Here is a 14796-nt window from a genome sequence, read left to right on the forward strand (position 1 = left end):
CCGGGCCAGGGAGCTGAGCGGCGTGCACATAGTTCTGGTGGAGACGACGTCAGTCCGCGGATTCGACATGGTCGCGGAGATGGCGGACTCGGGAATCGAGGTGAGTTTTGTCACCGGGAACCTGGACGCCTATCGGGGAAAGCCGGGATTCGAACTCTCCTCGCGGGCCGCGCGCATCATCGAAGTGCCGTCGCCGGCCCGCGGGGGCCTGGCCGACCGGCTGCGCGGCAGGCTCGGCTCCACTCCGGTCGACGGAGTGATCGGCCGTGACGAGGTGTATCCGTTCGCCGTCGCCGAACTCGCCCGGGACCTGGGGGTGCCTCACGAATCGCCGGCGACGGCCCGGATCCTCGGCGACAAGGCCGCGGTACGCGCCCGTCTCACCGAGCACGGCGTCGGCTCGCTCGCCTGGCGGGTGGCCGGCACCGAGGCCGAGGGGCTGGCGGCGGTGGACGAGATCGGGCTGCCCGTCGTCGTGAAGCCCACCGCGGGCGGCTGGTCGGTGGGGGTGACCATCGCCTGGACCCGGGCGCAGGCGGCCCGCGCCCTGGCCGAGGTGCTCGGGGTACCGGCGGGCCGCGACGGTGCGCCGCCGCGGGCGCTGGTCGAGAGCTACGCGGTGGGCCGGCACGTCAGCGCGGAACTGCTGGTGCAGGGCGAGCGTGTGGTGCTGCTCGGGTTCGCCGAGCGGCTGCCCGCGCCGCCCGGCCAGGCCGCCGAGCTCGGCGGCCACTTCCCCGCCCGCATCGAGCAGGAGGCGGCCGCCCGCGCCTTCGTCCTGGACGCCGTACGCGCCCTGGGCATCCGTGCCTCGGCGGTCCACGCCGAACTGCTGCTCACGCCGACCGGGCCCGAGCTGATCGAGCTCAACGCCCGCGTCGCCGGGCATGTGGTGGCCCGTCAGATGTCACTGGCGCTGGGGCGTTCACTGACCCGGGACCTGGTGGCGCTGGCCGTCGGGACCCCGGTGCAGGAGGCCGCGCCGCCGGAGGCGGTCGTCGCCCTGCACCAGCTGTACAGCCCCGTGGACGCGGTGGTGCGCGGGGTCAAGCCGGTGGACGCGCTCACGCCCGAGGTGGTCGAGACGTACCTCACCGTCGAACCGGGCGACCGGGTCCGGGCGCTGCGCACGAACCACGACCGGTTCGGCTATGTGCTGGCCCGCGGCCGCACGGGCGAGGAGGCCGCACGCGCGGCCGCCGACGCCGCCGGGCGCATCCTGACGTCGCTGGAGCTGGAAGCGGAGCCGCGGTCAGGGCCAACGCCGCGGACGGCGGCGGAGCCGGCCCCGGGCAGGGCCCCCGGCGGCGACCATCTGCTGGTGCTGCTCGGCGCCGACGACCCGGCCGAGCGGATCCTGACCGCCATGGGAGCCGTCACCGCGCGGCTGAGCGTGGTGTGGACCGGCGGGCCGGACGGCGAGGACGAGGCGCGGGCGCTGTGGCGGCGGCACTACCGCGGGCACTGGCACAGCGCCCGGTCCGCACCGGGCATCCGGGCCGCCGCCCGCCTGGTCCACGCGGCCGGGGCGGTGCGCGCCGCGCTCACCTTCTCCTCCTCCCCCGTGGCACGGCAGTTGCGCGACGGCGCACCGGCCGCCGTGGCCGGTGACCGGCCGCGCGGCCACACCGTGGTGGTGGCCGCGCACCGCGGCACCGCTCACGCCCTCGCCGTCATCGACGAGGAACAAGACGCCCGGCTGTGCCCGTCGGGCCTGAGCGCGCCGCTGCGCGGCCTGCTCGCCGAGCGGGCCGTGCGCGCGGTGCGTGCGGCCGGGGTGGAGGGCGTGGTGCGCTGCGTCTTCCCCGCCGACGCGCCGGAGGTGGGTGAGCCCGTCCTGCTGCCCGGCCTGGACGCGCCGACCATCGACCTGTACGACGCGGTGCACACCCGCAGTCTGGTCTGCGCCGTCGCCGAGGCCGCGCTCGGCCGCACCCCGCGCGGCACGAGCCGTGGCACGGTCGCCGTGCAGCGCGAGGTGCCGGCGCCCGGCGGCCGCTTCCGGGTGGTTCGGGCCACCACCGCCGGGGAACTGAGCGCCCGGCCCGGGCTGTTCAGGGCGCAGGTGTTCACCGCCGCCGGCGACGTCCACGAGAGGCCCGGGCCCGCCGTATGGCTGCGGCACACCGTGGTCGCGGCCGGCCGGCAGGGGGCCAGGCGGGCCGCCGCACGGCTGGAGGACTCCCTCGTCCTGCGCACCGGCTGCCTGGACCGCACCCATGTCCTGCTCCTGGACCGGCTCGGGCACACCACCTGGACCCTGGCGGACGGCTCCTCGCCCGTGCTGGGCGCGGACCGTTTCCGGCTGAGCGTGATGACGTCGGCGGCCGGATCCGGGCCCGCCGAGCTGACCGTGCGCGCCGATCTGGGCGACGACTTCGCGCTGGAGCATCTCGCCCGCGCCGTGCACGCGGCGCATCCGGTGCACCGGGTGGCCGCCATGTCGGAGCGGCTGCTCGAACCCGCCGCACGGTTGCGGCGGTTGCTGGGCGTGCCGGGCGAGGGCCCCGAGGAGGTGCGCCGCTTCGTGGACAAGGCCGTCATGAAGCGCATCGCCCGCCGCCACGGCGTCCGCTGCGCCGACGGGCTGCTCGCGCAGACCCCCGAGGACGTGGCGCAGATGTTCGACCGCCACGGGAAGATCGTCCTCAAACCGCGGGCCGCCTCCGGCTCCCAGGGTGTGGCGATCATCTCGTCCTGGCCGGCTCTGCAGACCTGGCTGCGCGAGGAGTTCATCCCGGGCACGCAGCTGTGCGAGGAGTTCGTCGACGCCCCGATGTGCCACATCGACGCGGTCGTGCAGGGCGGCGAGCCGGTGTGGGACGTCTCGCTCTACGAACGCGACACCATGGCCCTCAAAAGCGGCCGGCCGCTGTCGTCGGCGTCCGTGGCCGACCCGGCGGTGCGCGCGGCCGCCGGACGGCTGCTGGCGCAGGTCGTGGACGCCTGGCGGGTGCGCTCGGGCGTGCTGCACCTGGAGGCGTTCGTCACCGGGGAGCGCCTGACGTTCTGCGAGGTGGCCGCGCGGCCCGGCGGCGCCGGCATCTCCGAGGCGTTCCGCGCCACCACCGGCGTCGACCTGCGGCACGCCAAGATCCTCGCCGACGCGGGCGAGGACCTGCTCGCCGGGCGCCGCGAGCCGGTCGCCGCGTACGCCGGCTGGACCGTGCACTACTGCGGCGGCGGAAGGCTGCTGGAGTACGACGACTCGGCGGTGGCGCCGCTGGCCCACTTCCGGTCCGTGCAGGGGCGCGTCGGCGACACCGTGGCCGCGTCGACGTTCTCCGGCACCGGGGTGAGCACCCATGTCTTCGTCCACGACTCGCACCGCGAGCTGTCGCGGCTGCTGGCCCGGGCCGAGCGCGAGATACGCGTCGTGACCGGCCCGGCCGGCGAGGGGTGACGGCGATGATCCTCGGCATCCTCGGCAGCGCCGCCAAGGACTCGGTGACCCGCGAGATCCTGCTGCGGGCGGGCGAGCGCATCGACCGGGCCGGCGTCGGCTTCGAACTGATCGACCTGGCCGTGGAGTTCCCCCGGCCGCACGCGCTTGAGGACTACGACGATCCGCCGCCCGGCAGCCAGACCGCGCACCTGCGCGCCCGTGTCGCCCGCGCCGGCGGCGCCGTGCTCGCCACGCCCGTCTACCACGGCTCCTACAGCGCGCTGCTGAAGAACGCGCTGGACCATCTCACCGGCGACGCGCTGGCCGGACGGCCGGTCGGACTGATCGCCGCGGGCGGCGGGCCGCGCGGCGCCGGCACCGCCTGCGACCAGCTGCGCACCGTCGTCAGGGCGCTCAGCGGCTGGGCGGCGCCCACCCATGTCGCCACCACCAGGGCCGACCTGGCCCCCGGAGAACCTCTCGGCTTCCTCGACCGGCGGCTCGACGTGCTGGTCGGCGAACTCCTGTCCTTCGGCGCGTCCCGCGCGTCCTTCCCCGTCCTCAACTGAAAGGCCTCACCATCATGGGCTCCCCCCACCTTCTGCTCCTCGCCGGGATCGGCGGTCACGCCCCTGACGAGGCCCTCGACTCGCTGTCCACCCTGACCGGCACCGTCAGCGTCGTGTACGTGACCGCCTGGCGCTCCGGCGAGCAGGTCCGCGCCGACTGGGAACGGCGCGGCCTGCGCGGTGAGTTCCTCGACGCCGACGACCTGGACGCGGCGGTCGAGGCCGCCGCCGCCCTGCACGGCCGACTGCCCCTGCACGGCGTGGTGACCTACTCCGAACTGCTGCTGCGCCCGCAGGCCGAGATCGCCGCCCGGCTGGGCCTGCCCGGCAACCCGCCCGAGGCGGTGGCCGTCGCCCAGTCCAAGGCACGCCAGCGCCTGGTCTTCGCCGAGCACGGCGTGCCCTCACCGCAGTTCGAGGTGATCACCAGCGAGCGGGACCTGGCGGCCGCCGCCGCGCGCGTCGGGCTCCCCGGCGTGTTCAAGCCCTCCCTGGGCGCGGGCAGCCAGAGCGTGCGGCTGGTGTCCACGTACACCGAGCTGATCCACGCCTTCACCGCCGCGCGCGCCGAGGAGACCGCCTTCCTCCAGTTGGACGAGGCGTATCTGCTGGAGCAGCGGATGGCGCTGGAGACGGACGGCGACAGCGGATACGCGGCCTACTGCAGCGTGGAGTCGCTGCTGGCCGACGGCACCGCCCACCACCTGGCGGTCTCCGACCGGCTGCCGCTGGAGCACGGCTACGCCGAGGAGGGCGTCGTCCTGCCCAGCCGGCTGGACGAGGCGGTCCAGGCTGCCGTCGTCGACGTCGCCGAGCGGGCCATCCGGGCGATCGGGCTGGTCTCGGGCGCCGTGCACACCGAGATCGCGCTGACCGCCGACGGGCCGCGTGTCATCGAGGTCAACGCGCGTGCCGGCGGCCCGCTGCCCACCATGTTCAAGGTGGCCGCCGGCTACGACTACGCCGCCGAGATCGGCCGTAGCGCGCTCGGCCTGCAGCCGTCCGGGCCGCCGGAGTTCACCCGGGTCGCCCTGCTGCGGTTCCTGCCGATCCCGGCGGGCAACTGGCGGGTGGCCGCGCAGACCCCCGTCGAGGAGGTGCTGCGCGCCTTCCCCGAACTCGTCTACGTCTCCCCCCGCTTCACGCCCGGCCAGCGGGTCAGCCGGCAGCGCACCCTGCACCTGGCCAGCTTCATGGTGGGCGCGCCCGACCGGGCCGCGGCCCGCGCCGTCACCCGGCAGGTGGAGCAGGCCCTGGACATCCGGCTGGTGCCGGGGTTCGACGCGACGACCGGGGCGGACCGTGACTGATGCCGGCACGCGGAAGGAGGCGGCGGCGCCGGTGCGCAGGTTCTACGCGGTGGGGCTGTGCGACGCCCTTGGCCTGGGCATGTATCTGTCGCTGTCGGTGCTGTTCCTCGACAGGGCGGCCGCTCTGACGAACCAGCAGATCGGCATCGTGCTCGGCGCCTCGGGCGTGGCGTCCCTGCTGGGCGCCATGCCCATCGCCCGGGCGGCGGAACGGCTCGGCGTGCGCGCCGTGCTGGGCGCTCTGTTCGCGATCCGCTGCGCGGCCTTCCTCGCCCTGTCGGCGGTCTCCTCCTTCGGGCAGGCGCTGGGCGCGGCGGCGGTGGCCGGGCTGCTCAGCCGCGGCATCGGCCCGCTGATCGAGTCCGGGCTGATCAGCCGGGTCGGTGACGCGCAGGCCGTGGGCACACTCGCCCGGCTGCGGACCCTGCGCAACGCCGGCATGGCGGCCGGGGCGCTGCCCGCGGGCGCCGCGATCGCCGGCGGCGCGGCGTGGGGGTACCGGGCGGTGCTGGTGGCCTCGGCCGTGCTGTTCCTGTGCTGCGCCGCGGTCTGCCGCGGCTTCCCCGCCTCGGCCGCCGCGCCGGGCGGGCCGGGCGGGCCGGGCGGGCGGGCCAGGATTCTGCGCAACCGGCCGTTCCTCGCCATCACCGCGCTGTACGGGGGGTTCACGCTGTCGGCGTTGCTGCTGGGCATCGGGATGCCGCTGTGGATCGTGCAGCAGACCCAGGCCCCGGCGTGGAGCGTGACGCTGATCCAGCTGCTGAACACGGTGATCGTCGTGGTGTTGCAGGTACGGCTGAGCAGGGGCTCGGAGCGGCTGGCGCGGGCGCGGGCACTGATGTGCCTCGGAGGTCTGCTGGCCGGGCTCGGCGCGCTGGTGGTGCCGCTGACGGTGCTGGGCGCGGGGCGGCTGGACCTGCTGGTCGTGGTGGGGGCGGCGGTGCTGCTGTCGCTGGGCGAGCTGCTGATCACCGCCGGGACGACGGGGGCGGCGCTGCTGCACATCCCCCAGGGGCACAAGACCGGCCATCTCGCCGCCCTCAACCTGGGTTTCGCCGTGACGACGGTCGTCGGCCCACCGCTGATCAGCACCACCGTCAGCTGGGACTGGGCCGGCTGGGTGGGCTGGGCCGCGTTCTTCACGACCCTCGGCCTGCTCGCCCTGCGCGTTCCCCAGCCGCGGTCCCGCGCACGGCGTGAGCAGGTGGCGACCGTGGCGGCCTGAGGGGGACGCCGGGCGGTGTGTCAGGGCGTGGTGCGGGCACCAGGCGGTGTGTGGCCGTGGCACAAACACCCGGCAGCACAACGTCCCCGGCGTCGATACGAGAGCCGGTGATACGGGCGCCGGACCGTGGCCGGGTGCTGGTCGCTGTGCGTGCGGCCGTGGGGCGGTGGTTTTGCCGCGCGGGGGGAAAGGCCCGCGCCCCGGCGGGGAGGCCGGGGCGTGTGAGGGACCCGCGTCGTCCCTACGGGGTCGGGGCGACGCGGGCCCGGGGTGTCAGTCGAAGACCGGGCCCTGGGTGCGGGAGCGTTTGAGCTCGTAGAAGCCGGGGCTGGAGGCCAGCAGCAGCAGACCGTCCCACAGGTCCAGTGCCGCCTTGCCGTGCAGGGCGGGGGTGATGACCGGGCCGAAGAAGGCCGTCGCGGTACCGTCGGGGCCGGGCAGGGCGATCACCGGGGTGCCGACCTCCTGGCCGACTCGGTCGATGCCCTCCTGGTGGGAGGCCCGCAGTTCGCGGTCGTAGGTGTCCTGGTCGGCGTAGTCGATCAGGTCCGGTGCGAGGCCTGCCTCCTCAAGAGCTCCGGCCATCGCCTCCCGGCTCGGGCCGAGGCCCTGCCGGTGGATGCGGTTGCCGAGCGCGGTGTAGAGGGGGGCCGTGACGTCGTCGCCGTACTTCTGCGCCGCGGCGGTCACCACCCGCACCGGTCCCCAGCCCTCGGTCAGGAGCCGGCGGTAGCGCTCGGGCAGGTCATCGCGGCCCCCGTTCAGCACGGCCAGGCTCATGACGTGCCAGCGGATGTCGAGGGCGCGGTGCTCGGCGACCTCCAGCAGCCAGCGGGAGGTCATCCACGCCCACGGGCACACGGGGTCGAACCAGAAGTCGACGGGGGTGGGGTCAGCTGCGGGCACGGTCGTGTTCTCCTTCCCGGCCCGCGACCCGCTCCAGCAGGGCGCGGGCCTCGGTCCTGGCCGCCGTGGCACCGGGGGCACCGGGGGCATCGGAGGCATTGGCTATGGCGAACAGGTGTGCGAGCAGGGCCGCGAGCCGGCCCTCGCCGACGTGGTGCAGGGCGACGTCGCCCTCCCAGAGCGTGTCGCGCAGGCGGTCCGCGGTCAGTTCCTGGTCCCCCGCCGACGCGACGAGCAGGCGATGGGCGAGCCGGCGCTCCAGCGGGCCGGGACTCCAGGCTCCGTCGGCCAGGTCCTGCGCCAGCGCGGCCGTCAGCTCGGCGAGCCGTCCGACGGCCGGGGCGTCCTGCCCGTCCGGGGCAACGGTGGTGTCGGTCATGTGAGGTGTTTTCCGCTTCCTTGTCGTGCCGTTCGCGCCACGTACGGCTGCCCACGGCGCGGGTGCCGGGCGCTGCGGCGTGCCCACACGGTCGCCGCAAGCGGTCGACGCTCGGCCAAGGGGCGACCAAGGCGGGCCTGCGGGAGGGGTCGCAGGAGTCCGGAGCGGGGTGGCACTGGCCGGCCGGGAAGACGCGACGGCCCGGATGCGGGATGACACGGCGCGCCCCGGCCGCCCCGGTGAGCTGCGCCTGGAGGGCGGAGCGGAAGGGGCGGCACACGGCGTGGACGACAGCCCAGCCCAACCCCGGCGAGACCGGAAGCGGCCGGGAGGAGACGGCGGCCGAGCCCGCAGCGTCCCGACGGCTGACATGGTGGCGGCGAGGACTCCTGTGTGCCGGGGCCTGCGTTCATCCCGCGAGCGCGACAGAAAGCGGTGGCGCCGGGCTCGCCCTCCTGCCCCCAGCGGCCCCCGCAGCCGCCGCACCTCGACACCCCGACACCTCGGCACCCCAACACCCCAACACCCCAACACCTCGGCACCCCAACACCTCGGCACCCCGGCACCCCGGCACCCCGGCACCCCGGCACCCCGGCACCCCGGCACCCCGGCACCCCGGCACCCCGGCACCCGCCGGAACGACAGAAGCGGCCGGGCGGGAACCCGTGGGCGTCACGTGCCGGTGATGTCGCGCGTGAAGTGCAGGGCCGAGATGTTCATCCGGCGGGCGTGGTAGAAGCGGTGGGCGGCGAGGTTGGCAGTGCCGGAGTCGAGTTCGATGCGATGGCAGCCGGCGGCGCGGGCCCGTTCGGTCAGGTGGGTGAGCAGGGCCGTTCCGATGCCGGCCGAGCGGCGGTCGGGGTCGGTGACGAGGTCGTCGACGAAGAGGATCCGGCCACGGCTGGTGGCCAGGACGCGGTGCGTGGCGACCGCCGCGCAGTGGCCGTGGATGTCGTGGGCGGCGGTGAACACCAGGCCCTGCGCGTGCGCCTCGGACGCGAACCGGTCGAAGTCCTCTTCGGTGAGCGCGGGCCGCAGGGCGCGCATCAGGGGCCGTATGTGCGCGGACATGCGCCAGTCGCCGGGCACCACATCGGTCAGGGTGAGGGACACGGCGGGAATCGTAGGGGCCCCATGGCCGTCCCGTGCACCCGAGTTGACACACCATCGGGCCGACCTGACGGACCGTGCCCCCTGATCGCCGCCAGGTCTGCCGCGGGCGTCGCGGCCGGTGCCAGACTCGGCGACCATGCGTGCCGCTTACATAACCCAGCTCGGCTCCCCCGACCTCATTCGTCACGACGAGCTGCCACCGCCCGTGCCCGGCCCGCACGACGTGCTGGTCGACGTCGAGGTGAGCGCCGTCAACCATGTGGACACCTTCGTCCGTTCAGGGGCCTGGCGCACCCCAGTCGAGTTCCCCTTCGTCATCGGCCGCGATCTGGTCGGCACGGTGGCCGCGGCCGGCCCGGCCGCCACCGGCTTCGGGCCCGGCGACCGGGTGTGGTGCAACAGCCTGGGCCACGACGGCCGCCAGGGCGCCGCCGCCGAGCAGGCGGTGGTGCCCGCGGACCGGCTCTACCACCTGCCCGACGGCGTGGACCCGGTGGACGCGGTGGCGCTGGCGCACCCGGCCGCGACCGCGCACCTGGCGCTGTTCACGCACGGACGGCTGCGCGCCGGCGAGACCGTCGCGGTGCTCGGCGCCGGCGGCAACGTGGGCAGCGCGGCCGTCGTGATGGCGGTCCGGGCGGGCGCCCGGGTGATCGCCGTCGCCTCCGGCCGCGACGAGCCGTACCTGCGGTCCCTGGGCGCCGACCATGTCGTCGACTACCGCTCGGACGACGTCGCCGGGCAGATCCGGGCCGCCGCCCCGCACGGCGTGGACGTCCATGTCGACACCTCCGGCCGCAACGACCTCGACACCGCGGTGAACCTGCTGGCCGGCCGGGGCCGGATCGTGGTGCTGGCCGGGCTGCGCACCCGTCCGGTGCTGCCCGTGGGACCGCTGTACCTGATGGACCGCTCCGTGCACGGCTTCGCCATCTCGCACGCCGACACCGCCCAGCTCGCCGACGCGGCCCGCGGCATCAACGGGCTGCTGGCGGCGGGCCGGCTGCGCCCGCGCGCCACCGAGGTCCTGCCGCTGAGCGAGGCGGCCGAGGCCCACCGCCGCCTGGACGAGGGGAAGGTGCACGGCAAGCTCGTACTGCGCGTGCGCGACTGAGAGCCCCCTGGACAAACCCCCGCCTGAGCGGCCGTATGCGCTCCGTTCCGTTGCCGGTGAAGGCGTCGCGTACGGCTGTCGCGGCGCCCTCTCGTGATTTCCCGCGCCGGCCGGTGATTCCCGTATCGAAATGATCCACCGTCAACTCCCCGGCGGCGGGACGGAATTGAACTTGACGGACCCCGGACGGCTTCATTGCTCGGCTTCTGCGGGGATCGGCAGGATTGCCGCCATGACAGCGAACACTGAAACCGTCATCAACAATTCCCCACTCTTCGAACTGGACGCCCGAATTCGTATTTCCGCGACCCCGGCGGAGGTCTACTCCGTGGTCAGCGACCTGACCCGCAGCAAGGAGTGGAGCCCGGAGTGCATGGGCGGCGAGTGGATCGAGGGCGAGCCCTCGGCGGTCGGCTCGGTCTTCCGCGGCGAGAACCTGCGCAGCGAGGACGTGGTCGGCTGGGCGCCGCTGGTGCGCGGCACCTGGTACACCGAGGCCCGCGTGGTGGCCGCCGAGCCCGGCCGGACCTTCCGCTGGATGATGCTCACCCACGCCCGCGAGGACCAGGAGTCGATCTGGGGCTTCGACGTCGAGGACGCCGGTGAGGGCACCTCCTGGCTCGTCCACCACTTCCGGATGGGCAGGGCCACCGCCGGAATCCACAAGATCGTCGCGGATCTCGACGAGGACGCGCGGAAGCGGTTCATCGCCGACTGGACCGCGAAGCTCGAGCAGGACCTCGACGACACCCTGGCCCGCATCAAGGACGTCATCGAGAAGAACTGAGGCCGCGCGCCGCACCACCCGCAACCGGCAGGCCGTCAGTTCCGTAATCCGGCACCCCCCTTTCAGGAATCCGCAGCCATGGACGAGAGATCGGTTACATGTTTCTCCAGCGAATAGGAAGCAAGGGAATTCGGCTTGGCACGCTGTTCGACCGAGCGGCGGCCCGGCATCCGGCGAATTTCGTGATCCTCGACCACGACCTGGACATCGCCCCCCGCCTCGGCCGGCGCGCGACGCTGACCGAACTGGCCGACCTGGTGGACGACTTCGCCTCCCGGCTGTGGTCCGTCAAGGTGCGCCCCGGGGACCACGTCGTGGTGCACAAGAGCGACGGCTTCGACATCTCCCTCCTCGCCTGCGCCGTCGCCCGCACCGGAGCCATCCCGGTGCTGCTGTCGCCGAAACTGGACGGCGCGACGGTCGCCGAACTGCTGCGCCGGGTCGGGCAGCCGTTCCTCGTCACCGATCAGGACAAGCTCGAACACGACCTGCCGGCCGAGGTCTTCGGTCTGTCCCGCAAGGTGCTGCTGGCCTTTGGCGAGTACGAGGGAGCGACGCCGTTCGCCTCGCTGGCCGGCGCCCCGCGCGTGCCCGCGGTGTCCATGCCCATCGACCACCCGACGCTCATCACGCACACCTCCGGCACCACCGGCACGCCGAAGCTGGCCGTGCACACCGGCATGAGCTTCCAGTCCCGTTACCGGCCGCAGGCCACCGTCGTGCGCGGCGCCGTGCGCCGCAGCGAGCCCATCGCCATCCATGTGTCGTTCGTGCACTCGCGGATGTTCACGGCGATGCCCATCTCGATCCTGCAGGGCCACCCGCTGATCATCCTCAAGGACGACGACCCGCAGACCGTGGGCGAGCTGTTCACGCAGATCCCGCCCGGCTTCATCGAGGCCCACCCCAACACGTTCCTGCGCTGGGAGGTGCTGGCCGACGACCCGCGCGGGCCGCTGGCGAACGTGAAGTACTTCTCCTCCACCTTCGACGCCATCCACCCGCGCACCGTCAACACCCTGCTCAAGGCCTCCCGCCGCAAGGGCCGGCGCTTCGCCCAGGCCTACGGGCAAAGTGAGGTCGGTCCGATCGCCGCGCGCACCTACTCGCTCAAGGACGGCGCCGACTTCAACGGCCGCTGCGTCGGCATGCCGTTCCCGGGCATGACCGGGGTGCGCGTGGTCAGCCGCAACGGCGCGCCGGTCTCCAGGGAGAACCCCGGCTTCATCGAGGTCCGCAGCGACGGGCGGATCGTCACCTATCTCGGTGAGCACCAGCGCTGGCAGAAGCAGGTCAACGACGGCTGGTGGCGCATGGGCGACCTCGGCTACCGCACCAAGTGGGGCTGCCTGCACCTGCTGGACCGCGAGGTCGACGAGATCCCCGGTGTGCAGTCCACGCTGGAGATCGAGGACAAGCTGTTCACCCGGCTGCCCGAGCTCGTCGAGGTCATCATCATCCCCGGCCCGGACGGGCGTGCGGTACCGGTGGTGTGCACGCGCGACGACGCACCGCTGGACGACATGGCCTGGAAGACCGCGGTGGTCGATCTGCCGGCCCTGGGCGATCCGGTCCAGTGGCGGCTGGAGGACCTCCCGCAGACCGCCACCACCAAGATCAAGCGCCTGGAACTGGCCCGCCTGCTGGCGGCCGGTCCCGGCGAGTAGCCGTTTCCGACGGACCGGGCGGGCTCAAGGGCCGCTGCCCGAGCGGCGGGCCGCGCGCAGGCGGCGGGCCCCGCCCGGACGCCCGGTCCGCCACCCCCGTATCCAGGCCTGTGACCGACTTCCGGCCCCGCACGCCGTCAGTACCCGGGCCCTGGCCCCGGTGGCCTCAAGTCCCCTCGTCCGCGGCAGGCGGCCGGTTCCTACGCTCCCGGCCGCCGGTCGCCCCTGCCCAGAAACGGAGTATCCGCATGAGCAGCACCCTCGAGGTCTGCATCATTGGTGCCGGCCCTCGCGGGCTGTCGGTGCTGGAACGGCTGCTGGCCAATGAGCGCCGTGCCCCGGCGCACAGCGCGGTGACGGTCCATGTCGTCGACCCCTCGGCGCCCGGCGCCGGAACGGTGTGGCGCACCGAGCAGTCGCAGCACCTGCTGATGAACACGGTGGCTTCGCAGATCACCGTCTTCACCGACGACAGTGCCCGGATCGACGGCCCCATCGAGCCCGGCCCCAGCCTCTACGAGTGGGCGCAGAGCCTGGCCCTGCTCGGCGACCCGGCCGAGGTCGACGAGGCGGTCCTCGCCGAGGCCCGGCGCCTGGGCCCCGACTCCTATCCCACGCGCGCCTTCTACGGCAGCTACCTGCAGGACTGCTTCGAGCACATCGTGCGGTCCGCTCCCGCCCACGTCGAGGTCCGGGTGCACCGCTCGCGCGCGGTCGCCGCGGCCGACACGCACGGCGTTCCCGGCGGCCCGCAGGGCATCCGCCTGGAGGACGGCACCCGGCTCAACGAGCTGGACGCCGTCGTGATGGCCCAGGGCCATGTCCGGGCCCGGCTGTCGGCCCGCGAGGCGCGCACCGCGAGCCTGTCGCGCATCCACCACCTGACCTACGTCACCCCGGCCAACCCGGCCGACCTGGACCTGACCGGCATCCGGCCGGGACAGAACGTGCTGCTGCGCGGGCTCGGCCTGAACTTCTTCGATCACATGGCCCTGTTCACGCTGGGCCGCGGCGGCCGCTTCGAGCGCACGCCGGGCGGCGGGCTCGTCTACCGCCCCTCGGGGAACGAGCCGAAGCTGTACGCGTTCTCCCGGCGCGGCGTCCCGTACCACGCGCGCGGCGAGAACGAGAAGGGCTCCACCGGCCGCTACTTCCCCCGCCTGCTGACCGCCGAGTACATCGCGACGCTCAAGGAGCGCTCCGCCGCCGGCCGGCCGGTCAACTTCGGCGAGGACCTGTGGCCGCTGATCTCCCGCGAGGTGGAGAGCGTCTACTACGGCGCGCTGCTGAGCGAGCGCGGCGAGGGCGAGCGCCGGGAGGAGTTCACCGGGCGGCTGCTCGCGCTGGAGCCGGACGCCGATCCGGGCGCCCTCCTCGACGCATACGGCATCCCGGCCGAGGAGCGCTGGGACTGGGAGCGCCTGTCGCGGCCGTACGGCGAGCGGGAGTTCGCCGGCCGTGAGGAGTTCACCGGCTGGCTGCTCGCCTATCTGCGGCGGGATGTCGAGGAGTCCCGCAAGGGCAATGTCAGCGGTCCGCTCAAGGCCGCCCTGGACGTGCTGCGCGACCTGCGCAACGAGGTCCGCCTCGCCGTCGACCACGGCGGTCTGGAGGGCAACTCGCACCGCGACGACCTGGAGGGCTGGTACACGCCGCTCAACGCGTTCCTGTCGATCGGCCCGCCGTCCTCCCGCATCGAGGAGATGATCGCGCTGATCGAGGCGGGCGTGCTGACGCTGACCGGCCCGGGCACGCAGGTCCGGATCGACACCACGGCCCAGGTGTACGTCGCTACGTCGACGGCGGTGCCGGGCGAGCCGGTGCGGGCGAGCGCGCTCATCGAGGCCCGGCTGCCCGAGCCGGACCTGCGCCGCACCGACGACCCGCTGCTGCAGCACCTGCTCGACACCGACCAGGCGACGCCGTACCGGATCGCGGGCGCGGGCGGCACCGTCTACGAGACCGGTGGACTGGCGGTCACCGAGCGCCCCTACCGGCTGCTCGACGGCCGCGGCCGCGCCCACCCGCGGCGCTTCGCCTACGGCGTGCCCACGGAGTCGGTGCACTGGGTGACGGCGGCCGGCATCCGGCCGGGCGTCGACTCGGTGACGCTCGGCGACTCCGACGCGATCGCCCGCTCGGTGCTGGCACTGCCGCCGGTGGCCCATGTCCCCGTCGCTGTACGGCCGGTGGACGCCGACAGCGACCTGTCCGGGGTGATCGTGTGACCTTCTCCCCCGAGGGGTTCACGGACACCGGCCTGCTGCCGCCGGCCACGACCGGCACACCCGTCGAAACGGCCGCCGGCGGTGATCGCGCAACCCCATCCCCCGGCCAGCTC

11 protein-coding genes are annotated in these 14796 nt (G+C 74.1%); 8 read left to right on the forward strand and 3 right to left on the reverse strand.

Annotated features, from left to right (window positions below):
- The first annotated feature begins 22 nt into the window (after positions 1-22).
- The 4 genes from ACP4J3_RS39465 to ACP4J3_RS39480 are packed head-to-tail and all read left to right on the forward strand — an operon-like array spanning position 23 to position 6489.
- A complete protein-coding gene (locus ACP4J3_RS39465) occupies positions 23-3403 on the forward strand; it encodes an ATP-grasp domain-containing protein (protein ID WP_426541165.1) in 3381 nt (1126 codons plus the stop codon).
- 5 nt (positions 3404-3408) lie between these two features.
- Entirely contained in the window at positions 3409-3954 is a 546-nt protein-coding gene (locus ACP4J3_RS39470; RefSeq protein WP_426541166.1) for an NADPH-dependent FMN reductase, read from the forward strand.
- Between the two features lie 14 nt (positions 3955-3968).
- Positions 3969-5264 (forward strand): ATP-grasp domain-containing protein, encoded by a 1296-nt coding sequence (locus ACP4J3_RS39475; protein ID WP_426541167.1) that lies wholly within the window; start codon positions 3969-3971, stop codon positions 5262-5264.
- Between the two features lie 31 nt (positions 5265-5295).
- Entirely contained in the window at positions 5296-6489 is a 1194-nt protein-coding gene (locus ACP4J3_RS39480; protein ID WP_426541168.1) for an MFS transporter, read from the forward strand.
- Between the two features lie 273 nt (positions 6490-6762).
- Here ACP4J3_RS39480 and ACP4J3_RS39485 read toward each other — a convergent pair whose 3' ends face one another.
- From ACP4J3_RS39485 to ACP4J3_RS39495, 3 genes are all read right to left on the reverse strand, one after another.
- Entirely contained in the window at positions 6763-7395 is a 633-nt protein-coding gene (locus ACP4J3_RS39485) for a DsbA family protein (protein ID WP_426541169.1), read from the reverse strand.
- Positions 7382-7774 (reverse strand): hypothetical protein, encoded by a 393-nt coding sequence (locus ACP4J3_RS39490; protein WP_426541170.1) that lies wholly within the window; start codon positions 7772-7774, stop codon positions 7382-7384. Before ACP4J3_RS39490 ends, ACP4J3_RS39485 begins: the two co-directional genes overlap by 14 nt.
- Before the next feature lie 672 nt (positions 7775-8446).
- Entirely contained in the window at positions 8447-8887 is a 441-nt protein-coding gene (locus ACP4J3_RS39495) for a GNAT family N-acetyltransferase (protein ID WP_426541171.1), read from the reverse strand.
- A 136-nt stretch (positions 8888-9023) separates the two neighbouring features.
- On the opposite strand from ACP4J3_RS39495, the gene ACP4J3_RS39500 reads away from it, so the two are divergent.
- The 4 genes from ACP4J3_RS39500 (at position 9024) to ACP4J3_RS39515 (ending at position 14683) form a co-directional block, all read left to right on the forward strand.
- On the forward strand, positions 9024-10001 hold the full coding sequence (locus tag ACP4J3_RS39500; protein ID WP_426541172.1) for an NADPH:quinone reductase: 978 nt from the start codon (positions 9024-9026) through the stop codon (positions 9999-10001).
- A gap of 232 nt (positions 10002-10233) precedes the next feature.
- On the forward strand, positions 10234-10788 hold the full coding sequence (locus ACP4J3_RS39505; RefSeq protein WP_426541173.1) for an SRPBCC family protein: 555 nt from the start codon (positions 10234-10236) through the stop codon (positions 10786-10788).
- A gap of 98 nt (positions 10789-10886) precedes the next feature.
- Entirely contained in the window at positions 10887-12455 is a 1569-nt protein-coding gene (locus tag ACP4J3_RS39510; protein ID WP_426541174.1) for a class I adenylate-forming enzyme family protein, read from the forward strand.
- A gap of 248 nt (positions 12456-12703) precedes the next feature.
- The gene (locus tag ACP4J3_RS39515) at positions 12704-14683 is read left to right on the forward strand and encodes an FAD/NAD(P)-binding protein (protein WP_426541175.1); all 1980 of its coding nucleotides are present in this window, start codon (positions 12704-12706) and stop codon (positions 14681-14683) included.
- Positions 14684-14796: the final 113 nt, after the last annotated feature.

It is taken from the genome of Streptomyces sp. UG1 (assembly GCF_049974585.1).
In the GTDB taxonomy this organism is placed as follows: domain Bacteria; phylum Actinomycetota; class Actinomycetes; order Streptomycetales; family Streptomycetaceae; genus Streptomyces.

Excerpts from the sequence above, each read along its gene's own strand:
- ACP4J3_RS39515 (WP_426541175.1), top strand. The coding sequence starts at position 12,704 with ATGAGCAGCACCCTCGAGGTCTGCATCATTGGTGCCGGCCCTCGCGGG.
- ACP4J3_RS39505 (WP_426541173.1), top strand. The coding sequence starts at position 10,234 with ATGACAGCGAACACTGAAACCGTCATCAACAATTCCCCACTCTTCGAA.
- ACP4J3_RS39475 (WP_426541167.1), top strand. The coding sequence starts at position 3,969 with ATGGGCTCCCCCCACCTTCTGCTCCTCGCCGGGATCGGCGGTCACGCC.
- ACP4J3_RS39470 (WP_426541166.1), top strand. The coding sequence starts at position 3,409 with ATGATCCTCGGCATCCTCGGCAGCGCCGCCAAGGACTCGGTGACCCGC.
- ACP4J3_RS39490 (WP_426541170.1), bottom strand. The coding sequence starts at position 7,774 with ATGACCGACACCACCGTTGCCCCGGACGGGCAGGACGCCCCGGCCGTC.
- ACP4J3_RS39510 (WP_426541174.1), top strand. The coding sequence starts at position 10,887 with ATGTTTCTCCAGCGAATAGGAAGCAAGGGAATTCGGCTTGGCACGCTG.
- ACP4J3_RS39500 (WP_426541172.1), top strand. The coding sequence starts at position 9,024 with ATGCGTGCCGCTTACATAACCCAGCTCGGCTCCCCCGACCTCATTCGT.